A 25,387-nucleotide genomic window follows, 5' to 3' on the forward strand; every position below is an offset into this window, starting at 1 on the left:
ATAATAGCATTCATTTCGATTTGCAATATTTTGCAACAAATATCTAAATAATTGCAATATATTGCAAAATTAAATTTTATATTTGCTTAACATTGCAATTATGATCAAAGAAGAGCGCTTACAATTGATACTCGGGCAGGTATCTAAAGACGGAAAAGTACTGTTGGGTAATTTGAGCCAGCACCTCAATGTATCTGAAGATACTGTTCGCCGTGATATTAAGGAGCTATCAGACAGGGGTTTACTTAAGGCGGTAAGGGGAGGAGCTATGGTGCATTCACCGGTGCCGCACCATTTTAGGGACAGGGAGAAGCAGGACATCAGCCAAAAGAAAATTATTGCAAGTAAAGCGCTTAGTTTTTTAAAAGATGGGCAAGTGGTGATCTTTGACGGTGGTACATCGGCCTTGGCTATAGCCGAAAACCTGCCCGACGACCTGAAAATTACGGTGGTGACCAACAGTTTTCCGATAGCGAGCGTACTGGAAGATCACCCTGCTACCGATGTAATATTTGCGGGCGGCAGGCTTAGCAAGTCGTCTTTTACCACTACGGGCTACGAAACCGTGGAGGCTTTTAAAAACGTAAGGGCCGATATTTGTTTTTTAGGTGTTTGCAGTATTGATGCCGAAACCGGTCTCACCACAATGGATTATGAAGATGCGCAGCTGAAAAAGACCATGGTTGCCACCTCAAAGCATATCATCGCGCTATCAACCATTACCAAAACCAATACTGCCGAAGCTTTTTACGTTTGCCCCATTACTGACCTGGATACGGTGATCACCGATGTATCGCCCGAAAGTGAGGAGTTGAAAGTATACGTAGAAGCCGGTATACAGGTGCTATAAAAAAAGGGAACCCGAAGGCTCCCTCTATCATCATTAATTATATATGACTCGTAACTACTAATGATCTTGTGTGTAAAAGGTTAGTTCTTCCATGGTCATGAAGCTGCCATTGCCCCAGTTGGTCAGCAGTTTAAACCTTAAGTACCGGTATTTGGCAATATTGGCCGGGAATTTAAATTCCTCTCCGGCAAGGGCGTATGCCACATCGGCGGCACTGTTTTGGCCGAGCGGTAAGCCTGATGGTTTGATAGATTCACAATCCAGTAATTTGGTCCAGCTATCCCAGCTTCCGTTAGGGTTGGGGTTATTGCTACCATATACTTCAAATGTTTTGGCGCTTTCGAGGTTGTACAGCCTGTCGTTGGCCTGCCACATTTTAAAGCGGCTTAGTTTGGTGGTTACTCCGGTATCAAAAGTGAACGGAACAGGTTTGGTTGATTTACTGGCGAAACCCGGTGTACTGTAACGCTCATCCCAAAGATAGGGTAGCAGCCAGCCATAACCACCTTCGTCCACATCACCCGGCAACAGCATTGCCACAAATTTTGATTTATCAAGCACGCGCTCAAAAAACGGCAGTTTAGTTACCGCTACCGGCGGCGAAAATGTTTCGAACGCCAGCGAATCAGGCTTAAATAATGACCTGTAGGTTAATGAACTTTCATCTTTATAGTCGCTTAAACGGGTATCGGTTTCCGATGGCGGAATGATGATGGTTTTGGCAGCGCCATTACTGTCAAAATATTTTAGTTCTATCCCTACCTCACCGCCGGCGGCGTCGCCCCAAAGTAGTTGCGCCTTGCCATCAGCCGAAAAACCTACTGATTTAAGCGTGCGGTTCTCTAAGGAGGTAAGGTAACTATCGCCGTAAACAATACCCGCCACGTTTACCACTACCGATCTGTGGTTCTCTTTATCAAAGGTGTAAATGTTGAAATTGTAATTGCCCTCGCTAAGATCGCTGATGTCTATATTGGCGGTGTCTTTACCTGTGGTGCGTGTTACGGCAAGTTCGGTAGAATCTTGCCCATCGTTCCAGTAAACTTTTATTTTGGTTACCAGCGGATCATTGCCCAGCACTACCGCCAGCCTTAGTTTTTTATAACCCGGTTGCACGATCACCGAGTCTGCCCGGCCGGGATAGGTGATCTCGCCGCCCTTTTCAAAACTTTTATACGCGTCTTCTTTTGTACATGCGGCTAATAACATGCCCATAATGAGCAGGTATAGCGGCACTAAATATTTTATTGGTTTCATAAACTTAATATTTTAATTGTTACCTATTTTGTGTCGCCCCACATCATTATCTCGTTAAAGTTCACGTACGAGCCGTTCGACCAGTTTTTGAGTGTTTTGAACCTGATGTAACGCACTTTAGGCGCATCGATAGAAAAGGTGATGGTTTCGCCGGCATTAGCCGCGTCAATATCATCCTGTGATAGCTGTCCGTTTGGTAAGCCTGATGGTTTAACCTGTGTATGGGTGGCCAGCAGCGTCCAGCCGGTATAGCTGCCATCGGGGTTAGGGTTTTCGGTTCCCCAAATTTCAACTACGCGCGGCGTGTGCAGGTTGAAATAGAAACCCATCCGCATAAAGTAACTCATACGGCTCAACTTGGCCGATACGCCCATATCATAAGTGAACCATTGCGGCATACGCGCGGCATCACCTGTGTGGTACATAAGATCGTTACCGAGGTTGCCATCAAACAAACCGGCTATGTTACCGCTATAACCCAGCGGCGCGTCGGTAGGTAAAACAAGGCCTTTCATTCGCGTTCTGTCCAGCCTTTCTTCAAACAATGGGGTAAGGTTAAACAGTAAGGTGTCCGACAAATTGCCGAACCTATCGCGCACGTAAATGCCGAATTTGGTTTCTACTGATTGCAGCCCGCGGGTAGCGAAATCGCCTTTTTTAAGCTTGGTATAAAAGGTATTGATGGGTACAAACTCGCCAAGGCTATCATTTGATAATATCACCACGGCCAGGCTATTGCCCGTTTGATTTTTGAAATTTACGGTCAATCCGCCAAAATCTGGTGTTATAGCAAGGCTGTCGCGTACCAGTTGAAAGGGTGGACGTTTAGGATGCACGGTAACCATTAACGGTGCCGACGCGTTTTCGCCTTTATCAACGGCGTATAATGTAACCTGGTAAGCCGATGTATCGGCAAAGCCCTCTACGGTAAGCTGGCTGTTATAGCGGCTTACTTTGGTTTCGCGCACTACGCCCTGTTTGGTGGTATACACGGCCCTGATGTACAATAGGTCCGGGTCCGACGGTACGTTAAAGCTGATGGTTGCCGCGCCATTCAGGTTGGTGATCACCGCGTTGGTTATCGGCCCCGGTGCTTTGCCGTCGTTTTCTACGGGTGCTAATACCCCCTGCTTGCACGAGTTGATGATCAGTAGCATCATCAAGCCTGTACAGCATATATATAGTATCTTTTTCATCGTTTTATATTTATATATAAATTGTGTTTAACTCAACTGCGTACTTACCAGCCCGGGTTTTGTACCAGATTAGGGTTGATCTGCAAATCGTATTCTTTGATAGGCCAGAAGTAATCTCTCGGGCCGGTAAACTTCGGACTGAACAGCAATATCCGCTTGTTAAAATCTTCAAAACTGGTTTGGTTAATATCCCAGCCGTAAATAGGTGTGCTCATTACCTGCGGCGCTGTTTTCCAGCGGCGAAGGTCATAGAAACGGCTTGCCTCAAAGGCCAGTTCTATACCACGTTCCTGTTGTATGATTTCGCGCAAGCCGCTAACTGATGTGTACTTGCCCGGATTTTTTGAGTAGGTAGCCCATGAACTTTCTATCGATTTTAAACCGGCACGGTCGCGAATCTGGTTCAGGTAGGGTAAGGCCTCGGCGCTTCTGCCGCTTTCGTTTAAGGCCTCAGCATAAAGCAGGTAAAGATCGGTAAGGCGTATAATAGGCCACGGGTACGATTCAACCGTTACGTTGGTTGATGTGGCTACCAAGTTCCAGTTCACCAGTTTTTTGGTGTAGTAACCGGTTATGGAGTACAAACGGCTTTGTTTTTTGCCCGAATACTGCTCAGCCTTACTTTGAATATTGAAGTTACCGTTCTTCATAAAAAATTTGGCACCATCAAAAGCGATATCGGCGTAAAAGCGCGGCTCACGGTCAACGTGCAGACCTACGGTTTGATAATCGGCTTGCAGGTTAGGATCGCCGGAAGGAGTGGGGCGTAATTTAAAGCGATTGGCGTAATCCCAGGTTTTGTCCTCTTCAATAGGTACGCCATTTTTGGTATAGAACAGCTCGGCCATTTTAAGCGTAGGTGCCATTTGGCCTTTTAAATCGAGGTTGATATTGTTTTGATCAAGCTGCGGGCAAGCAAATAATTGCAGCCAAAAGGTAGGGTTAGCGCTCGCGGTTGATCCCCATATCAGTTCGCTGTTCCATTTTTCGCAGACAGCGTTGCGTATGTTCATTTGAGTTTTGGTAGCGTCATCTACATTAATTACCCCCGGGTTAAAGTGATAAAGGATAACGCCGTTTGCCTCGGCCAAATCAATAGCGGCTTTACAGGCTTCTACAGCACGCGTCCATTTGGCGGCATCATATTGGGTATTGAATAATGCCTGGCCGTTCTTATTTTTCATGCCCCCCAATTCTGTATTGCCGTTAAACAGCGGGCTTGCAGCTGTAACCAATACGCGGGCTTTGATAGATAACGCGGCTACTTTGGTAATGCGGCCAAGCTCGGTAGCTGCACTGGTGATTCTGCTGGGCAGGCCGGTATTGTCATCGCCGGCAGCGGCATCATCAATTAAGCGGGTAATGTAGTTCACTACCGAATCAACCGGTTGCCTTGAAACTTTTACCTGTTCCGGCGACGCGGTAATGTCGAGGTTTTTATCCTGGATAGGAATAGGCCCGTACATCCTGAACAAATACCAGTGAAAATAAGCTTTCAAAAATTTAGCTTCCGCTATCCAGCGTGCTTTTTCGTAGGGTTGCAGATCAGGCACCTTTTCTACATTCTCTAAAAATATATTACAGGTTCTGATGCCTTGCCATAGTGAACGGCCATCAAAACTGTCCCAATAGTTGAGGTACGGGTTGGCCTTGTTTTGCAAACCACGTGCAATATTGTAGGGGTCGAGGAAAAAGTAATCGGTTTGAAATGGCCAGTAGATCCACAGCTCATCGCCACCATTAAAACCGGGGTTTTTATCGGGATGCCCTTCCTGCGGCAAATACGAGTAACAGGTGAACAGGTACTTTTCGGCCTCGTTGCGGTTGGCAAAGGCGTTATCGAGCGTGGCCACGTTGTCGGGTATAATATCAAGGTAGCTTTTTTTGCACGATGATATACCCGCTATGGTGATCAGCAGTAACCCTAATCCAATAAATTTCAGACTGCTTAGCCTTGAAAATTTGTTTTGAGTATGTGTAAATTTCATAATTGATTCTTTTTAATGGGCCTATAACTGAACGTTTAACCCTATATTAAATACCTTTTGCACCGGGTAGCCAAGTCCGTTACCACCCTGCTCAGGGTCCCAAAGTTTAAAGTTGCTCAGCAGGAACAGGTTGGTGCCGTTTACATATAAGCGCAAGCCCTGTACGCGGAACTTTTTGATAAAGCTGCTCCGGAAGTTGTAAGCTACTTCCGCGGTTTTTAATCGCAGAAAGCCGCCATTGCGCATCCACCAGTTTGAGCGTTGGTTATTATTGTTACTTTGAGTTGGCCCTAAGCGCGGCCAAAAGGCGTAGGAGTTGCGGTTATCTTCCGACCAATGGTCTTTCGCTATCACATCCAATAGGCCATTCTGGTTGGCGCCATTAACCACAAAAGGTGAAATGGAAGCCGGGTCGATAAAAAAAGACGACCTTGCAGAACCTTGGAAAAAGGTATTGAACTCAAATCCATCATAAATAGCAGATAAACCGAAGCCGTAAATAATTTCGGGAGTGGTAGGGTAGCCCAAGCCGTTTATATTATCCAGGTCTGTGATCTGTCCGTCGCCATTCAAATCACGGTACTTGATATCGCCGCCCCTTACTTCGCCAAAGTTTTGGCGCGGTGAGTTCTTCACATCTTCATCATCAACAAACAACCTTTCGGCTATTAAACCGTAAGCCTGCGTAAGCGATTGCCCCACCCGCGACAGGTAGAACATATTTGAAGGATATTCGGGCTCTTCGTTAACGAGCAACTTACTCGTAGCATAGGTAAATGTACCTCGTGCCTGTACCGAAAATTTGCTGCTGAAGTTTTTGTTATAATCCGCACTCAGGTCGATACCCTTGCCTTGTGCCACGCCTACGTTGGCGCTTACAGGGGCGGTAAGGCCCAAAGTGGTTGGTATATAGCTCCGTTGCATCAAGATGCTGTTACGGCGCTCTTTGTATATGTCTACTATCAGGTTAAAATTGTTGAACAAGCCCAAATCCATACCGATGTTGGTTTTGGTGGCTTTTTCCCAGGTAATACCCTCGTTAGCATAACGGGATATGGAAACTCCCGGACGATTAAAGCCATAGTTTTCACCGAATGAGGCGCCGTAGTTGCCATCGTTAAGGTTTACGTTGGAGAGGTAAAAGAACCTGTCGTTGGCGTTACCTATCTGGTCGTTACCAACCAGTCCATAAGTACCCCTGAATTTCAGTTTGGTAATTACATTTTCGAGTGGTTTAAAGAACTTTTCATAATTAACATTCCAGGCTACACCTATTGATGGGAAGAAACCGTAACGGCTGCTTTTGGCAAAACGTTCCGATCCGTTGTAACCAAAGTTGGTTTCAAAAAGGTAGCGGTTATCATACCCGTAAGTAAACCTGCCCGATACCCCCTGGTTGCGGAACGGCAGCGATGATTGCAGGTCGCCGGCATTACCATTCAGGTAGTTTCTGCGGATACCGATAAGCAAGCCGCTGATATTGTGTTTTTCGTTAAAGGTGCGGTTGTAGTTAACGGCCAGCTCGGCATAGGTGGTGGTGTTTACAATTTTATCGCCCTGACTATAGTTGAGGTACTCGGTAGCTGTTTTTTCATTCAGCAGGTTTAAATTATAACCGTTAGGGTCATCCTGCGATGGGCTTGCCGAGTAAAAAAACGGATTATACTGGCGTGATAGGTTAAAGTAAGAGTAACGTTGCGTATACACCATACCACGGGCCGAAAGACCGGGGGTTACAAAACTGAAATCCTGCTTCAACTCCAACTGTACATTTAACGTTGATGTATTATATTGCTGAAAACCCGATACCATTTGCGCGTAAGGATTGCTGAACACCTCGCCATTTTGCCCGCGCGGGGCGTTACCAAACAGCGGGTGCTTTACCAAAGGAAGTTTAGATGCAGGGAAGGTAGCCGGGAAAAGTACCGGGTTTGAGGTAAGCGCGCTATTAAAAATAGCGCCGCCACCACCAATAGGGCCGGTATAATCATCAAAACTACCCGAAGTTCTGATAATGGCTTCAGATGTTGGGGTGAACTTAACGTTCACATTTGAGCGTACCTGGTAACTTTTCAGGTTAACGTTGTTGCTGAAATTATTGCCCTGGTCTGCTTTAAGTACGCCATTATCCTGGTTAACCGTACCCGACAGATAGTATTGCGCCGCTTTACCGCCACCCTGTAAGTTAAGGTTCAGGCGCTGGTTTGAGGTATAATCTTTAATCAACGAGCCTATCCAATTGTTGCTTGGGTACAGCAGCGGATTATCGCCGGCTATGGTATGGTCTATTTTGTTTTGGCTGTAAGGCAGCGGTGCCAAAGGGTTGCGGGTTAAGGCAGCCTCGTTAGCCAGTTGCATGTAGGTAATGTTATCGGCCAGTTTAAAGTTTTGGGTATTGGTTGATACCGAGTTCTCAAAGCGCACGTTAAACCGTGTTTCGCCGCTTTTGCCCGATTTGGTGGTTACCAGGATAACGCCGTTCGCACCCCTTGCACCGTACAGCGACGATGCCGCGGCATCCTTCAGTACCGAGAAGCCCGAAATATCATCGGGTTGCAAACGGGCAAGTGCCGTGTTACTCGATTCCATACCGTCTATCAATATCAGCGGGTCTATTTTACCCGAACCAAATGTGGTGATACCCCTGATAAAGAACTGCGCGTTATCTGCACCCGGTTCGCCGCTGCGCTGGTAGGATATAATACCCGAAATACGCCCGGCAAGCATGGTGGTTAAGTTACTGGTAGGGCCTTTAAGCTCTTTGGGGCTTATGGTAGTAATGGCGCTTACCATACTTTCCTTCTTTTGCTGGCCGTAGGCTACTACCACTACCTCGTTAAGGGAGTTTTCATCGTCTATCAGTTTTACATCGATGGTACGACGGCCCCTAACCTCAATTTCCTGCTTAACGTACCCTATAAAGGAGAATACAAGGGTAGTTGCCGGATCAGATATCCGGAGGGAATACCGGCCGGATGTATCGCTCACCACACCCGTGGAGGTGTTTTTAATGGATACGCTCACCCCCGGCATGGGCTGACCTTTGGTGTCGGTAATTTTACCGCTTAGGGTAAATGGGGTTTGTGCCCGCGCGGCTATCCCGAACAGCAGTAACGCGAACAGGCAGCACAGAAATTTTACCCTGTGGCAGGGATAAATTCTTTGGTTCATAATGGTTTAGAGTAAGTGTTAAACTATAGGATTAAATTAATTGTATGTACATAGATACATTCTAAAATTTGAATAAACAAATGTTTGTAAATAATAATTTAACTAACTGATTATTTGATAATAATAAATTGATTTAGCTTGTTAAATGATTTTATAGGGATATATGGTGTAAGCAATATTTATACAGATATGTAGAATAAACATCTACATATAATTATATGTTATAACATTTTAAATAATTGTTATTTGATTGAATGATGTAATTCAGTAGGTAGAGGTAGGTGTGAGGCATACTTACATGAATTTTTTACTCTTGCGTAAAATGTAGTTATGTAAATACATAAATATTACAGTGAAGCTCTTTAGCTTTAGTGATATTTAAGATTATGCTTCCCCATTTGTAGTAATTGTGGTTGTACTATCAGAAAGGATAGGGATGAGAACGAGAAAACATAAATAACAGAAAAGGCCGGGTTGTTAAGCCCGGCCTTATTCTGTTTGCTAAACCATTAATGGTTCAGCTTTACACTACCCGTTTATATTTTCGATATTCTTTAGTACTGATAAGAAGGTGCCTTGTTTTTAAACATTTGGCACAAAAGAAAACCTTGATAGGTAAAAAGAAAAACAAGTGACAGATAAAATCAGGTGGTTTCGGAAAATGAAACGGAAAGCCGCATTTATGGCATTTCAGTTCGGGTTTTTCATAATGCATAATGGTTAGATAGGATGTTATAGTAGTAAAAATAATTATCCACGGCCTTTTGTTATTTATTCATTACGTTCATTTTAGCCCTGCATTTTCCTTATGCTATAAAAGCTTTAACATGTGCTAAGTTTTTTTAAATTTGTTGATAAGCACTTGTGCTAAACCAATTAAATAACCGTGCCTGTAAACCACCAACGTTTTAATATTACTTTCTTGTTTATAATGGCAGCTGTATTTTGCTGCGGTAATGTTTTTGCGCAGGCTCCTCCCAAAATTGAATATCCGGGTTCGTATGTTTTTGAGGTTAACACGCCTATTACACCTATTGTTCCTGTTTTAGACGGCACAATACCCGGCATACCTAAAGGGACAACTACCCTCGCCGGTACCGGTAATAGCGGAGCTACCAATGGTGATAAGAATACAGCCACTTTTAATGCACCGGGCGGTGGTGCCACTGATATGGCAGGTAATTTATTTGTGGCCGATGTAGATAACAACCTCATCAGGCGCATAACGCCTTCGGGTGATGTTACCACTTTTGCAGGCAGCGGTTCAGCGGGTAAAAATGACGGCAAGGGCACAGCCGCGAGCTTTAATAAGCCAAGGGGAATAGCTATTGATGGGCAAAATAATTTGTACGTGGCCGATAGCGAGAATAACCTGATCAGAAAAATAACGCCCGATGGGGGTGTAACTACTATAGCAGGCGACGGTACAGTGGGATATAAAAACGATTACGGTACGGCAGCGAAATTTAATCACCCGTTTGGTATAGCGCTTGATGCAAGCGGGAATTTATATGTAAGCGATTCAGATAATAACTGCATCCGTAAAATAGCCCCGGATATGCAGGTAACCACGCTGGTAGGCGACCCGGCAAGTGGCAGGGATGATGGTATAGGCCAGGCCGCCCGTTTTAACCGGCCAACCGGTATTTATGTAGGTGTTGCGCAGGTAATATATGTTGCCGATACCGATAATAACCTTATTCGTTTGGTTGATCCATCGGGTGTGGCAAGTACTATTGGCGGTACAGGGCAGGCGGGGTATGCCAACGGGCCGATAGCGAATGCTATGTTTAATCATCCGTCGGCAATAGTGCAAGACTGGGGTGGACATATATATGTGCTTGATGCGGGAAATAACGCGATAAGGGAGCTGATGCGTTTTAATGTAATAACCGTTGCCGGTACTACCATAAGAGGCAGTGATAACGGTGATAATTTATCAGCTTCCTTTAATGCGCCGGGCGGATTAATGATTGACAAATATTCTACACTATACGTTTCAGATACTCAAAATAATAAGATCAGGCGGGTATCATTCGGTTCATTTCGCGATTTTAATCCCGGACTACCGGCAGGTTTAAATGTAAACCCGGTTACCGGGGTTATAAGCGGTACGCCAATTGCTGTAACGCGCCAGGCTTTTTACAGTATAGCAGCTTATGGGGATAGATCTGTAGCTTATGGTAATGTTCAAATAGAAATAAAACAATCATCAAACCAAAACCTCAACGCGCCAAATATCAGTTATGAAACGCCTAAAAAATATGTAATTAATAATGCAATACCTACGCTCTCGCCCGATGTAAGTCGTGGCGGAACTATACCGGGTATAGCAGCCGGAACTACTACTTATGCCGGTACAGGTAACAAAGGAGCGGATAATGGTGACAGACAATCGGCAACCTTTGATGCGCCCGGGGGAATTACAATAGATAAGGCGGGTAATTTATATATCGCCGATGAACAGAATAATAAAATAAGGCTGATAAACCCGGCGGGACAAGTAAAAACTTATGCAGGCAGCGGCGAAATAGGAAAAGATAACGGACCACCTAATGTAGCCAGTTTTTATGTGCCATGTAATTTAGTAGCCGATGAATTGGGTAATTTGTATGTTGCGGATACTTTCAATAATATGATTCGCAAAATTGAACCTGATGGTACGGTTAGTTCGTTTGCCGGTACCGGCGTAGCGGGTTTTGCTGATGGCGATGGTGCTACAGCTCAATTTTTCAGACCTTACGGCATCGCCATTGATAAGTTTGGTAATTTGTTTGTTGCTGATACTTATAATAACCGTATTCGTAAAATAGATGTAACCACACGTAAGGTAACAACATTTGCAGGCGGTAATACTAATGGTAACACCGATGGCAAAGGTACCAATGCCCGCTTTTTCAGTCCTTCGGCACTGGCATTTGACCGCGATGGCTATTTGTACGTGGCCGATTCTGAAAATAATCTTATCCGTAAAGTCAACAGCGCGGGCGATGTAATAAGATTTGCAGGCAGTGGCAGCGCGGGTAGAGAGAACGGAGTGGCAGGTATAGCAAGCTTCAATTATCCGTCGGGCATTGTGGTTGATGCGGGCAATAACCTGTATGTGGTCGACCAAAAGAATAACATGATCAGAAGAGTGGAGTACGATGGTTTTGTAAGTACTGTTGCAGGTACAGGGGCGCAAGGCTCCCGAAATGGTGATAACCTTCAAGCAACCTTCTATTCGCCAAACGGAATATTGCTTGATGCATTTGGTAACCTGTATATTGGTGATACCAATAATCGCCTCATCAGGTATATATCATTCGGTAATTTTAAAATAGATAAGGCGTTGCCTGCGGGTTTGGTATTTAATACCGCTAACGGAAAAATTACAGGTACCCCAACTGAACTATGGCCACCAACGGATTACTATGTTACTGCTACCAATGCTTATGGCAGCGGTACCACAGTTGTAAATATATCAGTGGTAGTGCCATCGGCAGATCTGCCTCAAATAAGTTATCAAACACCGCAGGTATATATAGTTGATGAACCTATTTTTCCTTTAGCTCCTATTAAAAATATTGGTACGGCCACATCTTATGCTATAGATAAAACTTTACCGGCCGGGCTTATCTTTAATACAACAACCGGGGTAATAAGCGGCAAGCCAACAACGCCGTCACCGGTAACCGAATATAAAATAACCCCTATCAACGCGGCAGGTAATGGCCCTGCTGCAACACTTACTATTAGTGTAGAATCAAACATAACGCTAACGTTTCCGCCATTGCAGGTGAAAAATATTTGCGACGTTGATTTTGCACCTGGCGCAAGTAGCGTAAACCCGATCTTTTACACCAGCAGCAATCCTTTGGTTGCTACTATTGTGGCGGGCAAAATACACATTACCGGGCCGGGCACTACCATTATTACAGCTAACGATGGTAACCCACCGCCAATACAGCAAACCCTAACGGTTAACAGTATTGATAAACCTACAATAACCATAGGCACAAATGCAAATTTACAATGCGACGGACGCGATATAACCTATACCGCCGTACCGGTAGGAGCAGGTAATAATCCTACCTATCAATGGTATGTTAATGACGTAGCGGCAAACGAAACAAGGGGCACGTTTACCATTAATACCTTAAAAAATGGGGATAAAGTTACCGCTGTAGTTACTAATAATAGCACATGTGTGCCTTTATCCTCCGACCCATCAAATGCTATAACTGTCATTATCGAGCCGCTTACTACCACCTCTGTAACTATAAGCAGTAATATTACCGGACCGGTTTGCGGGGCTACACCTGTAACATTTAGGGCTACCGCGCAAAACACACAGGAAATACCTATTTTTCAATGGCAAATAAACGGTAATGCAAGCGGTAGTAACAGTGCTACATTTACTACAAGTGGCTTAATGGATGGTGATGTTGTTACCTGTACCATAACTTCCGGCGGATTATGTATTGTTAATCCTTTCGCGGTGTCTAACACCATTACGGTAGTTGTGTTACCCGAAAGCGAATGTGTGGTTAAAATACCAAATACCTTCACTCCCAATGCCGACGGATATAACGATACCTGGACAATCACCGGCCTAAGCAAAGCGCCAAACTGCGTTGTAAATGTGTACAACCGATATGGTACTATCGTTTACCAGTCAACAGGTTATTCAAAACCCTGGGACGGAACATCAAGCGGCTCCGCCATCCCCTCAGGAACATACTATTACATGATAGACCAAAGAAACGGCCGCCCCCGACTATCCGGCTCAATCACCATCCTAAGGTAAACCAGGAATCAAGGTCAAAATCATGGCTAATCAAGTACAATCCCCATAAATCAAGGTCAAATCAAGGCCAAAAATCAGGTCAATCAAGAAAAATCCTATAAATCAAGGTCCAATCAAGGTTAATGTTCTTCGCTCAACTTATGCGATATCGTCTTTATCGCATTATCCAATTGCTCGGCCGAATAACCAAGGTATTCCTTTGTTTTCCTGATTTCTTCCGGGTTATCGCTTGCACGCATAATATCCAGCAGACCAATAATATTTGAAAGATGATTACGTACCTCGTGTGAATTGATAAATGCTATCTCTTCCTTTTTATTGGTGAACAGCAATTGTTCGTACTTTCTTTTTTGCTTAATGTTGAGGTAAAACATAACCAGTACCACCACTGCCAAAAAGATGAATATGATCACAAATATCAGCATCATACGCTCCTTACGGTACTTGGCCGCCCTGGCGATATAGGTTGATTCCATGTCGGATATTCTCAGCTGCGAAGAATTATCGCCCACCTTGGTAAGGTTGTTAACGTAGCCTTTCAGTTCGTTAAGCGCGTTTTTATATTGTTCAGCTTCCTGTTTGTGATCGTTATGCTCGCCCGCTATTTTACCCAGTAGTTCGTACTGTTGGTATTTAACTTCCGGGTGGTGCAGCTGCGTTTTTTCGTTCAGCATTTGTTCCAAAATATGCCGGGCCGAATCAGGCTGCTTATTGTAATAATAAGCATTTGCAAGGTGTTGCGGTTCCAGGTCGCTTTTCACGTATACGCTATCTTTAAGCAGGGCGTTGATCAACCCTATGGCAGTTTTATAATCATGCTTTAGCAGGTACAAATAATACGCGGTACGTTTTTGGTACGTCACCAATTTATAGCTCGAATTACCGGGGCCGTTCAGCTTTTTGTTATAAAGCAGCAATGAATCGTAATTCCTTATCCTGAAAAAGTTCTCGGCCTTGTTGTAGTTAATGAGGGTAAACAGATTGGGGTAATCAAGTTTGTACTTGTAGTACGCCGCCTGCGCCTTGTTCAGGTAATATAACGACTGGCTATAGAACCCGTTTTTATAATACACATCTGATATATTGATATTCAAAAGATTTTGCAGGTAGATATCATTCAGTTTTATAGCTTCCTTTTTAGCGAGCCCATAGCTGTATACCGCGCTGTTGGCATTACCCTTATCGGTTTGTAAGAAACCCATATTGCTGTAAAACAGGTAAAGCAGGTAATGGTCGTCGGTTTTATGGGCATGTTCAATGGCCTTTAGTATGGCGTTTTCAGCTTCTTTAAGTTGTAAAAAGCGTTTGTAGTAAATACAATCAATAAAGTACTTAAGTGCCTCTTTATTTTCAATATTAAAGCGATAAAGGGTATCGGTAAGGTTTTTTCTGCTTAAGGCCAACGCGGCTTCGGGCGCGAAAAGAAAGCGTACTTTTAAGTAGTTGACCAGCTTTTTTTCGCGGGTATACCTGTCGGTTAGTTTTATGTAGTCAATTAAGCTGTCCTGTTTTGTAATAGCCTGTTTTGCAAGCGAAACACTACAGCATAAGCCAAGCAATAAAACCGATAAATACAGTTTTTTTAACATGTAGATGCGCTTAAATTGTTGATCACGTATACGGTTTTATAATTCTTTTATACGATAAGGCATTATCTAAGTTAAACAATAATTTACATTGCTGTATTTTATTAGTGTTTGCATGGCAGGTAAACAGTGTAGTATAAGCTTGTGTAACAATTATAAGGCTATTCATATTAACTTCAGTTTTAATGGCCGAAGTTTTATTTTTGATCGATACCATATTAAGCTACCATTAGAAATACATAACATGAAAAGATATTTTTTAATACTGGTTGCCGCTGCAATAGGTTTGGCTGCATGTAACCCATCTGCCAAAAAAGAAGGCGATACCATGACCGATTCAACAGCCCTGAAGGCTATTGATGATACCTCATTTTCTAAATACATCAGCGTACTGGCTTCTGATGATTTTGAAGGCCGCAAGCCATTCACCACCGGCGAAACCAAAACCATTAATTATCTCGAAGCCGAGTTTAAAAAGGCGGGTCTTAAACCGGGTAACGGCAATAGCTATTTTCAGAAAGTGCCCATGGTTGATATTATGTCGACCCCGGCGGGTGATATGCAGATCAAAGGCGCATCAGGCAGTTTATCATTAAAATACCTTGACGACTTTGTTGCCGCTACGCGCCATGTAAAGCCGCAGGTAAAAGTGGAGAACTCGGATATTGTATTTGCAGGTTATGGTATAGTAGCTCCCGAATATAAATGGAATGATTATGCCGGACTGAATGTAAAGGGCAAAACAGTCGTGGTAATGGTGAATGATCCCGGTTTTTCTGATACTACCTTGTTTAAGGGCAAAACCATGACCTATTATGGCCGCTGGACCTACAAGTTTGAAGAAGCCGCCCGTCAGGGAGCATCGGGCATCATCATTATTCATGATACCGCCCCGGCCAGTTATCCGTGGACGGTGATCCGCAGTGGATGGTCAAAATCGAAACTGTATTTAGCTGCCGCCGATAATAACAGTTCGCGTGTGCCGGTAGAAGGATGGATCACTTTAGAGGTAGCCAAAAAACTATTCAAATTGGCCGGTAAACCTGCCGATTTATTACAGCAAGCCGGTAAGCCGGGTTTTAAACCTGTTGATCTGGGCTTAAAATTATCCATCACCCTAAACAATGCCATTAAAAGATCTACCTCAAATAACGTAGCCGCCATTTTACCGGGCAGCAAACGTGCCGGTGAATATATCATTTACTCGGGCCACTGGGATCATTTAGGCAAAGGCGAAGCCGTAAACGGCGATTCTATTTACAACGGCGCGGTTGATAACGCTACCGGTACTGCCGCGTTACTGGTACTGGCGCACGCTTTCAAAAAATTACCAACTCCGCCCGAACGTTCTATCTTGTTCATCGCGTTAACCGCGGAAGAGCAGGGCTTGTTAGGCTCTGAATATTATTCGGCGCACCCGCTGGTTCCGGTAAATAAAACCGTGGCCGATATTAATATTGACGCCATGGAAGCATCGGGCAAAACAAAAGATATTGTAGCTATAGGCTACGGCCAGTCTGAACTGGAAACATATCTTGAAGAAGCCGCTAAAAAACAGGGCAGGGTAGTAGTGAAAGACCCTAACCCATCGGCAGGTTCATATTTCCGGTCAGATCATTTTAACTTCGCCAAGGTGGGTATCCCATCCATATTTACAGGCAACGGAATTGATAACATAGCGCATGGCAAAGAATGGGGCAAAAAACAGCAGGAAGATTACAACGAGAACCGTTACCACGCCCCGGCAGATAACTTTAAACCCGAAAAATGGGATTTCTCAGGCATGGTGGAAGACCTGCGCTTACTGTTTGACGTCGGCGAAAAGCTAAGCAACGAAACCACCTTCCCCGGTTGGAAAGAAGGCTCGGAGTTTAAAGCAATCCGCGAAAAGAGTTTACAATAAGTAATCTCAATTCTCGTCATTGCTGTAAAAGTCAAGTAATTCTGTTACCGAATTACTTGACCTTTACAATTGCGAGGCACGAAGCAATCTCTACGCTTGCAAAACGAATTTGCATACCGATATTTTCTTCATTGTTAAAACTAAACCACGTTTTAACTCCCAATATTCAACTGCGCTTTATACAAACTTTTCACCAACGTACCCACAATTTTCAAAGAATGATCAATCTCCTTGGTAAACGGCGAACCAAAGCTGATGCGGATGCAATGTGTAAAGCGTGCATCGGTACTGAATACATGGCCCGGGTAAAATATAATATTGTACTTTAAAGCCGCTTTAAAAACCTCAAAGGCGTTAATGTTTTTGTGCAATTCTATCCATAAAACATAGCCGCCTTTGGGCTGACTTACCTTGGTATCATCCGGGAAATGTTCGGTGACTGCCTGTATATAACGCAGGCATTGGGTATGCAGCGCCTTGCGTAGGTTACGCATGTGCAGATCAAACCTGCCTGTTTCAAAAAACAACGCTACAGCAGCCTGTGTTGGGGTTGCGGCCGCTACGGTATGGATGAGTTTGCTGTTGATCACCTTATCGGTAAACCGGCCCGGTATGCACCAGCCCACGCGGTAACCCGGTGCCAGTGTTTTCGATACCGATGAGCATAGCAGCACCAAGCCTTTTTTATCATAACTTTTGCAGGTACGCGGGCGGGTTTTACCAAAGTATAGTTCGCCGTAAATATCGTCTTCAATCAACGGGATTTCTTTTTCGGCCAATAGCTCAACCAGTTGTTTCTTCTTTTCGTCGGGCATGGTGCAGCCCAGCGGATTGGTGAAATTGGTTACGAAAAGGCAGGCCTTAATGTTTACCTTTTCAATAGCATCGGCCAGGTATTCGAGGCTGATACCGGTTTCGGGGTCGGTAGGTATTTCGAGCACTTTAAGCCCATGGCTTTTCATGGTGTTGAAAATACCAAAGTAAGTGGGGCTCTCTATGGCGATGGTGTCGCCCGGTTCGGCAACGGCTTTCAGGCAAAATACCATAGCTTCCATACAGCCCTGGGTAGTTACTACATCATCGGCACTGATGCTGCCGCCCCAGCTAAAGGCGTTGCGGGCAATGTGCTTGCGTAACTCAATATTCCCCTGCACGTCATCGTAATTAATGCAGCTATGCGGACTTCTCCTTATCGCCTCGGCCATGGTTTTGTTGAGCTTGCTTTCGGGCAGCAGCTCAAGCGCGGGTGTGGCATTGGTTAATTTTATTACACCCTCGGTACGTATGTTTTTGTAGGTCATGGCCAGCATCTCGTCCACGCTTACATTTTCGGGTTCTTTTTTATAGATGGATGCCTGGGGAACAGCACGGTGACGCTGATTGTAAAAACGCACATAATAGCCCGATTTCGGGCGAGCCTCTATCAATCCGCGAATTTCAAGTTGGGTATAAGCCTTAAAGGCTGTGCTTAAACTAATGCCCTGCTCTTTGCTTAAAGCACGTACCGATAGCAGCTTATCACCGGTTTTTAATACGCCGTCGGTAATATTCCTTTCCAGCTTTTCGGCCAGTTGGTTGTATAAAAACTCATCGTGCTGCTGTACCCTGTTATGCTCCATTGTAAAATCTGTTATGGTCAAATATATAAATTCTGCATCTGTTTTTGGTGTTTGTTTTTGCTGAATTTTGAATTAAGTAATTATCCAATCACAAACAACGATCATCATAAAATGAAAACAATCGGATTAATAGGAGGCATGTCGTGGGAGAGCTCGGCGCTTTACTACAGGCATATCAATAAAATGGTTCATCAGCAATTGGGCGGTATCCATTCGGCACAAATACAATTGCACAGTGTTGATTACGACCCGATTGTTGAGATGGGCCGTGTTGGAAACTGGCAGGGCGTAGCCGATATTACCACAGATATCGCTGTAAAACTGGAAGCTTCGGGCGCGGAATGCATCCTGATCTGCTGTAATACTGTACACCGTATTGCCGATGAAGTGGAGCAAAAGATCAGCATCCCGCTGATCCATATTGCCGATGTAACCGGCGAAGCGATACAAAAAGCAGGCTTAACCAAAATAGCCTTGTTGGGTACAAAGTTTACGATGGAAGGCGATTTTTTTAAGGGACGCATCCTGCAAAAGTTTGGCATTGATACTATTATACCAAACGATGCCGACAGGGATTATTTGCACGATGCCATTAGAAATGAGTTTTGCAACGGCATATTCAGCGATAGCACTAAACAGCACATCATCAGCATAATTGATAAAATGGTGGCAGAAGGCGCGCAGGGTATAATATTAGGTTGTACCGAATTGCCTATTTTGATAGCGCCCGAAGATTGCAGCATTCCTGTTTTTGATACCACGCTGATACACTCGCAGGCGGCTGTTAAATTTTTGCTGGAAGAGTTGACGGTGGTTTAATTACGTTAGCGGCTCAATCAAATTAAAGATATTTATATTGAATAAGTATCTTTAATTTTTTAATACCTTATTTAATGATGAGCCGTACAGAAACCGCTTTTGAGCAATTTGATAACTATAATAAGCAAGACCCGCACACGTTTACCTGGGAGGGCGAAACCTATCCGCAGGAATATTTTTTAGCTGTTAAATTGTACGAGTGGGTTTTACAACTCGACCCTGATGCAAGTGAAGAGTTGCTGCTGGCCTCTCGCAGTCAGCATATTGGCCGCTGGGAAATACCCCGTAATACCTACCCCGACGGTCGCGAAGCCTACCTTAAATGGCGTAAAGACCTTGGTCTGTTCCATGCCGAAACGGCAACTGCTATCTTACAAAAATTGGGCTATAGTGATGAGCAGATAGCACGCGTGAGGCAAATCATCCTGAAACAAAAAATTAAGGCAGATGCCGAAGTGCAAACCATGGAGAATGCCCTTTGCCTGGTGTTTTTGCAATACCAGTACGAAGAGTTCTACCAAAAGCACGATGCCGATAAGGTGATCAATATCCTGCGTAAATCTTTACTAAAAATGGATAGCCACGGGCATCAGTTCGCTTTGGGTTTAACCTATTCCGATCAGGGCCTGCATTATATACAGGAAGCCCTGAAACTGATCACCAAGGCATAAAAACAATATCCGGCTTTGAATAAGCCGCTATAAATTGTACACTTGCTTTACCGAATATCTATCTGTTAACCTGAAAAAACATACTACCTTGAAAGTACTACACAGCGTTCACCCTCACGATTTTAAGAGCTACCAAACCGAAACCATCAGGGAGCGGTTTTTGATAGACGGCATCGTGCAGCCCGATCAGATCAATTGCACCTATATACATTACGACAGGATGATAGTAGGGGCGGCCAACCCGGTTAATCAATCCCTGGAGTTGGGCAATTACCCAAACCTCCGGGCCAATTATTTTCTGGAGCGCCGCGAGATCGGCATTATCAATGTAGGCGGCAATGGCACGGTAACGGCAGACGGGCAAACTTATCAGGTAAATAAGCTCGACTGCCTTTACTTGGGTAAAGGTGTAAAAAGTGTTGTGTTTTCAAGCGGGGATGCTGCAAATCCTGCGGTATTTTACCTGCTATCGGCACCGGCGCATGCTGTGTATGCCAACAGGCTGATGTCGCACGAAGAAGCGGTGAAGGTAGTAGCAGGTGCGCCCGAAACTGCCAACCATCGTACTATCAATAAATATATTCATGCCGAGGGAATACAAAGCTGCCAGTTGGTGATGGGCTTAACCATTTTGCATACCGGCAGCGTATGGAACACTATGCCCGCGCACGTGCACGACAGACGGATGGAAGCCTATTTTTACTTCGATTTGCCTGCCGGACAAAAAATATTCCACTACATGGGCGAGGGTAACGAAACCCGCCATATCCTCATGAATAACCACGAAGCGGTAGTATCGCCACCGTGGAGCATCCACTCGGGCAGCGGTACGGCCAGCTATAGTTTTATATGGGGCATGGCCGGCGAAAACCTCGACTATACCGATATGGATGCCATTGCGATAACAGATTTGCGCTAACATTAATACCACAACATTGGAAAATAACTATTCTTTAAAAGGCAAGGTAATTGTAGTTACGGGCGGCACGGGCATACTGGGCAACTCATTTGTGAACGGTATTGTAGCTGCCGGTGGTGCCGTGGGAATACTGGGCCGCAATGCGGATGTTGCCCACGAGCGTGCCGATGCCATTAACCAAAACGGAGGTAAGGCCGTCGCTTTAGTGGCCGATGTACTCAACGAAGCCGAACTTACCGATGCCAAAGAAAAGCTGATGCTAACGTTTGGTCGGTTGGATGGCCTAGTGAACGCGGCAGGCGGCAACATGCCTGACGGTGTTTTGCAACCCGAAGATGATATTTTTAATATGAGTATTGAAGGCATGAAACGCGTTGCCGATCTTAATCTTTGGGGTACCATCATCCCTACGCAAATTTTTGGTGAGGTTATTGCCGAAACAGGCAGGGGGAGCATCGTAAATATTTCATCCATGAACTCCAAACGGGCCATTACCAAGGTGTTGGGCTACAACATGGGCAAGGCGGCGGTTGATTGTTATAACCAATGGTTTGCCGTTGAACTGGCTAATCGTTACGGCGATGCTATCCGCATGAATGCCCTTGCACCAGGCTTTTTCCTTACCGAACAAAACCGGAACCTGCTTACTAAACCCGAAGGTGGTTATACACCAAGAGGGGAGGCGGTGATCCGCCAAACGCCGTTTAAGCGCTTCGGGCAGCCCGATGAATTGATAGGTGCGTTGGTATGGTTGTTAAGCGATGCTTCGGCATTTGTAACCGGGTCAATGATCTGTGTAGATGGCGGTTTCTCAATTTATGGAGGAGTATAGCATGATAAAGAAATACTTGTGGGCTGTGCTTTTAGCACTGTTTACAACAAGCACAGTAAATGCGCAAACCGTTACGCTCGATTATTATTTTAACCATGAAACCCACGCCGGTAAAAATGGGCAGCTGCAACGCTTCCATTACTTGTGGGAAGATGCCGATAATACCGGATTTTCCATTTGGGGTGAGATCTTCAAGAAGCATGGCGCTACGCTAAATTCGCTGGATGTAGCACCAACTACTGATAATTTGAAAGGAACATCCATCTACATTATTGTAGACCCCGACAATGCCAAAGAAAGCCCGGCACCAAATTATATGAGCGATGCGCATGCAGCGCAGATAGCGCAATGGGTAAAAGCAGGCGGTGTGTTAGTACTAATGGCGAATGACAGCGCCAATGTTGAGCTTAAACATTTTAACATACTGGCAGCAAAGTTCGGGCTGCGCTTTAATAATGAAATGCAGAATCATGTAGTTGATGATAACCACTTTAACGATGGCAGCGCGGTAATAGCAGATCGTACCTTATTTAAAACTACGCAAAAGGTATTTTTAAAAGATGTATGTACTATTAGTGCAGGTAAGTCAGCCAAAACGGTACTTAGATCTGCCGATGGCAATGCTGCCATAGCGGTCGCCTTAAAATATGGTAAAGGCACTGTTTTCGCCGTTGGCGACCCATGGCTTTATAACGAATATGTAAATGGCCGCCTCCCCAAAGAATACGAAAACGACAAAGCCGCCGATGATTTGGCGCAATGGTTGATAAGTAAAGCCAAAGGGAAGTAAATGTTTGGTAAAGAAAAGCCTTACGAAGTTTTTAAAACTTCGTAAGGCTGGAATGCTATTATAGCGGGGGAGTCATGGTGAGCATTTGCTTCGGAACGCTTCTCATTTAGAGCTATGTATGTACCACAGCTTGTCATCTCGAAACGTAGTGAGAGATCTTCTTCGCCTTGCATGTCTGATACTTGCTCAATGAAGAAGATTTCTCTTCGTTCCTCATCGAAATGACAATAGACAGGGCAATATGAACTCCTTAAAACCCGTCTTCTTTTATCTGTTTCTCAGTAATCTTACCGTATTTCTCGGCAATTTTTTTAATATCGGCGGCTTTGCCTACCAGTACAAACTGGAGGTTATTGGCAGGATAGTATTTGGCGATGATTGCTTTCGCTTGGGCAAGATCAAGCTTATCTACATTAGCCTGAAAATCATTGATGAATGATTCGTTAAAGCCATACCAAAACATCTGCGTTAGCAGATCAGCCAGTTGACCCGATGTTTCGTAACGTGGTGGGAACTGGCCTTTAACGTAGTTTTTAGCCGAAGCCAATGATTTTTCGTCGATGCCCTCTTTATGCAATTTGGCCAATACTTCCAGCGCTTTATCAACAGTAGCTTCGGTAGTTTTTAAAGCGGTAAACGTAGAAATATTGAACGTGCCCGAATTTTTTAGCGAGTTAAAGCTGCTGCGTGCGCCATAGGTTAAGCCGGAGTTTACACGTAGCTCATCATTCAGCATAGAAGTGAAACGACCACCAAAAAGGGTGTTCACTACCTCGATAGCCACATAATCCGGATTGTTGCGTTTTACGCCGATACCGCCGATCAGCATGGTGGTTTCACGGGCATCATCCTTGTTAACTAATAAAACCCTTGCCCCGGCAGGTGTGGCAATGCCTTGTGCTGCCTGGTTGTTTTGCACAACACCGCTCTTTTTCCATGTGCTGAAAAGCCGGCTTAACTTCAGTTTCATCACCTTGGCATTAAAATCGCCCACTACAGCGATGGCAGCATTATCAGGCGCATAGTTCGCTTTGTAAAACGCTTTCAGGTCATCAGCTGTTAACTTACCCACAGTAAGCGGACTGCCCGTTACGCTGTTACCATATACGTGATTGCCATAAATAAAGTGATCCCAGTAAGCGTTAATTACTTGCCTCGGGCTGTTCTTGGCCTGCTCAAGCGACGATAAGTTTCTTTTTTTATCCTTCTCAAACTCTACCGCCGGAAACACAGGCGCGGTAAGTACCTCGTTAAGTATAGGCAGTACTTTATCTGCATCTTTAGCGGCAAACTTGGCGCTAACCGAAGCGTATTCTTTTGATGAATAAGTGTTCAGGTTGGCGCCGATAAAATCAAGCTCCTGCTCAATTTTAGCCTTGGTATAGCTTTTAGTGCCGTATTGTAAACCCTGCGCGGTTAAAGAGGCCAGGCCGTGCTTTTCGCCATCGTAAATGGCACCGGCGGGTAGTACTACCGACACGCTTACCAGCGGAACTTCGTGCTGCTCCATCAGGTAAACGGTAAGTCCGTTAGGAAGCCTGAACTTTTCGAAAGCGGGTACCTTAAAAGCCGACTGTGCCGCGGCCGCGGTTGTAAGCATAAAGCCCAAAACAACCGGGAATATATTTTTTATGATGATGGTCTTCATTTATTCAACGTTTGATTTTGCTACACCTACAGTGCGATTGGTTTTCTTCAGGTATTCTTTGGCTACACGTTGCACATCGGCAGCGGTAACTTTATTAAAGGCCTCGGGCGCGTCGAAGAGTTTCTTATAATCGCCGAAGAACACTTCGTAAGTACCCAGCGCGTTAGCTTTACCGTTAATGGTTTCTAACTGCCTGTAAAGCTGTATCAGTTTCTGGTTTTTTATTTTTTGCAGTTCAACAGCGGTAACGCCATCCTTTTGCACCTTTTCAATCTCGGCATCAATGGCTTTTTCAACATCGGCCTCGTTTGATGATTTTGCTACCACGGCGTATATACTGAACAGGTTTGGATCAAAGTTTTCGCCAAAATCGGTAGATACTTCGGTTGCTACCTGTTTGTTATCAACCAAGGCGGTATATAAACGCGACGAATTACCGCTCGATAAAATATCGCTCAAAATACTTAAAGCGTAATAATCGGGGTTTTGCGTGTCGGGGGTATGGTAACCCATGATCATGTATGGCACAGGCAGCTCCTTTTGTAAAAGCACGCGGCGCTCGCCAACTTGCGGCGGCTCTTTCAAGTTTACGGCAGGCGGGGTAGGCTGCGCCGGGATAGGGGCCATGTATTTATCAGCCAGTTTTTTAACGTCGGCGGTTTTAACGTTGCCTACTATTACCACCACGCAGTTGTTTGGCGAATAGTAAGTCTTGAAATAACGTTCAAGGTCTTCCTTGGTCCAGTTGTCAATATCGGTTTGGTAACCTACAACCGGCCAATGGTACGAGTGTTCGGTAAAAGCGGTGGCATTCACCATTTCGTTCAGCCTGTTCCACGGACTATTCTCCAAACCGGTACTTTTCTCCGAAGCCACTACGCCGCGCTCGCTCTGCACCATTTTAGGATCGATGCTTAGGTTAGCTATACGGTCGGCCTCAAGATCGAAAATAGTTTCCATAGCCGATGTAGGGAACCAGTCGGTATATACGGTAACGTTTTGGTTGGTATACGCGTTATTGGCGCCACCGTTAAACTCCATTACGTTATCAAATTGCTTAGGGCCGAATTTTTTAGAACCGTTGAACATCATGTGTTCAAAAAAGTGGGAGAGGCCGGTAATACCCGGATATTCATTGCGCGAACCTACCTTGTAAAAAAGGTACATATTGGCATTCGGGATAGAAGCATCTTCCATCACCAGGAATTTCATCCCGTTCTTAAGGGTGAAGGTATTCACATCGCTCGCCTTTGTTTGCGCAAAAGCATACGAACTGAAAGCCATGAACCCTGCAAGTAAAAGTTTTTTCATGTATGAGATCAGTTAATTACGCTGCAATATAATGATAA

General features: G+C 44.6%; 16 protein-coding genes. 8 read left to right on the top strand and 8 right to left on the bottom strand.

Annotation, left to right across the window (positions count from 1 at the left end; genetic code table 11):
* Positions 1 to 100: 100 nt before the first annotated feature.
* The gene (locus AC07NA_RS06270) at positions 101 to 850 is read left to right on the top strand and encodes a DeoR/GlpR family DNA-binding transcription regulator (protein ID WP_494896606.1); all 750 of its coding nucleotides are present in this window, start codon (positions 101 to 103) and stop codon (positions 848 to 850) included.
* 57 nt (positions 851 to 907) lie between these two features.
* On the opposite strand, the gene AC07NA_RS06275 is transcribed toward AC07NA_RS06270, so the two are convergent.
* From AC07NA_RS06275 to AC07NA_RS06290, 4 genes are read right to left on the bottom strand one after another with little or no spacing between them, the layout of a single operon-like run.
* Entirely contained in the window at positions 908 to 2,107 is a 1,200-nt protein-coding gene (locus AC07NA_RS06275; protein ID WP_494896608.1) for a DUF4998 domain-containing protein, read from the bottom strand.
* Positions 2,108 to 2,130: 23 nt separating this feature from the next.
* Positions 2,131 to 3,303, bottom strand: coding sequence for a DUF5000 domain-containing lipoprotein (locus tag AC07NA_RS06280; protein WP_345210109.1), 1,173 nt, complete (start codon positions 3,301 to 3,303; stop codon positions 2,131 to 2,133).
* A gap of 44 nt (positions 3,304 to 3,347) precedes the next feature.
* On the bottom strand, positions 3,348 to 5,291 hold the full coding sequence (locus tag AC07NA_RS06285) for a RagB/SusD family nutrient uptake outer membrane protein (RefSeq protein ID WP_494896610.1): 1,944 nt from the start codon (positions 5,289 to 5,291) through the stop codon (positions 3,348 to 3,350).
* Between the two features lie 21 nt (positions 5,292 to 5,312).
* Positions 5,313 to 8,462, bottom strand: coding sequence for a SusC/RagA family TonB-linked outer membrane protein (locus AC07NA_RS06290; protein ID WP_494896612.1), 3,150 nt, complete (start codon positions 8,460 to 8,462; stop codon positions 5,313 to 5,315).
* Between the two features lie 931 nt (positions 8,463 to 9,393).
* On the opposite strand from AC07NA_RS06290, the gene AC07NA_RS06295 reads away from it, so the two are divergent.
* On the top strand, positions 9,394 to 13,251 hold the full coding sequence (locus AC07NA_RS06295) for a T9SS type B sorting domain-containing protein (RefSeq protein WP_494896614.1): 3,858 nt from the start codon (positions 9,394 to 9,396) through the stop codon (positions 13,249 to 13,251).
* Positions 13,252 to 13,370: 119 nt separating this feature from the next.
* On the opposite strand, the gene AC07NA_RS06300 is transcribed toward AC07NA_RS06295, so the two are convergent.
* Positions 13,371 to 14,840, bottom strand: coding sequence for a phytochrome family protein (locus AC07NA_RS06300; protein WP_494896615.1), 1,470 nt, complete (start codon positions 14,838 to 14,840; stop codon positions 13,371 to 13,373).
* A gap of 241 nt (positions 14,841 to 15,081) precedes the next feature.
* Here AC07NA_RS06300 and AC07NA_RS06305 point away from each other — a divergent pair, with 241 nt between their 5' ends.
* Positions 15,082 to 16,740, top strand: a complete 1,659-nt coding sequence (locus AC07NA_RS06305) for a M28 family metallopeptidase (protein WP_494896617.1) — start codon at positions 15,082 to 15,084, stop codon at positions 16,738 to 16,740.
* A gap of 152 nt (positions 16,741 to 16,892) precedes the next feature.
* Here the strand turns inward: AC07NA_RS06305 and AC07NA_RS06310 are convergent, their stop codons facing one another.
* Positions 16,893 to 18,359 (bottom strand): aminotransferase-like domain-containing protein, encoded by a 1,467-nt coding sequence (locus tag AC07NA_RS06310; protein WP_345210102.1) that lies wholly within the window; start codon positions 18,357 to 18,359, stop codon positions 16,893 to 16,895.
* 111 nt (positions 18,360 to 18,470) lie between these two features.
* Between AC07NA_RS06310 and AC07NA_RS06315 the strand changes: the two genes are divergently transcribed.
* The 5 genes from AC07NA_RS06315 to AC07NA_RS06335 all read left to right on the top strand — a co-directional run bounded on the left by AC07NA_RS06315 (position 18,471) and on the right by AC07NA_RS06335 (position 22,390).
* Positions 18,471 to 19,178: an aspartate/glutamate racemase family protein gene (locus AC07NA_RS06315; RefSeq protein ID WP_494896619.1), complete on the top strand. Its 708-nt coding sequence runs from the start codon at positions 18,471 to 18,473 to the stop codon at positions 19,176 to 19,178.
* 74 nt (positions 19,179 to 19,252) lie between these two features.
* Positions 19,253 to 19,849 carry a DUF4202 domain-containing protein gene (locus tag AC07NA_RS06320; protein ID WP_494896621.1) on the top strand — a complete coding sequence of 199 codons (597 nt, stop codon included), beginning with the start codon at positions 19,253 to 19,255 and terminating at the stop codon, positions 19,847 to 19,849.
* Between the two features lie 88 nt (positions 19,850 to 19,937).
* Positions 19,938 to 20,768 carry a 5-dehydro-4-deoxy-D-glucuronate isomerase gene (gene kduI / locus AC07NA_RS06325; RefSeq protein WP_494896624.1) on the top strand — a complete coding sequence of 277 codons (831 nt, stop codon included), beginning with the start codon at positions 19,938 to 19,940 and terminating at the stop codon, positions 20,766 to 20,768.
* A 16-nt stretch (positions 20,769 to 20,784) separates the two neighbouring features.
* The gene (locus tag AC07NA_RS06330) at positions 20,785 to 21,600 is read left to right on the top strand and encodes an SDR family oxidoreductase (protein WP_494896626.1); all 816 of its coding nucleotides are present in this window, start codon (positions 20,785 to 20,787) and stop codon (positions 21,598 to 21,600) included.
* Between the two features lies 1 nt (position 21,601).
* Positions 21,602 to 22,390, top strand: coding sequence for a DUF4350 domain-containing protein (locus tag AC07NA_RS06335; RefSeq protein WP_494896628.1), 789 nt, complete (start codon positions 21,602 to 21,604; stop codon positions 22,388 to 22,390).
* 250 nt (positions 22,391 to 22,640) lie between these two features.
* Here the strand turns inward: AC07NA_RS06335 and AC07NA_RS06340 are convergent, their stop codons facing one another.
* Both AC07NA_RS06340 and AC07NA_RS06345 read right to left on the bottom strand, forming a co-directional pair.
* The gene (locus tag AC07NA_RS06340; protein WP_494896630.1) at positions 22,641 to 24,038 is read right to left on the bottom strand and encodes a M16 family metallopeptidase; all 1,398 of its coding nucleotides are present in this window, start codon (positions 24,036 to 24,038) and stop codon (positions 22,641 to 22,643) included.
* The gene (locus AC07NA_RS06345; protein ID WP_494896632.1) at positions 24,039 to 25,349 is read right to left on the bottom strand and encodes a M16 family metallopeptidase; all 1,311 of its coding nucleotides are present in this window, start codon (positions 25,347 to 25,349) and stop codon (positions 24,039 to 24,041) included. It lies immediately after the preceding gene.
* Positions 25,350 to 25,387: the final 38 nt, after the last annotated feature.

It is taken from the genome of Mucilaginibacter sp. GW821-FHT07G05 (genome assembly GCF_059418565.1).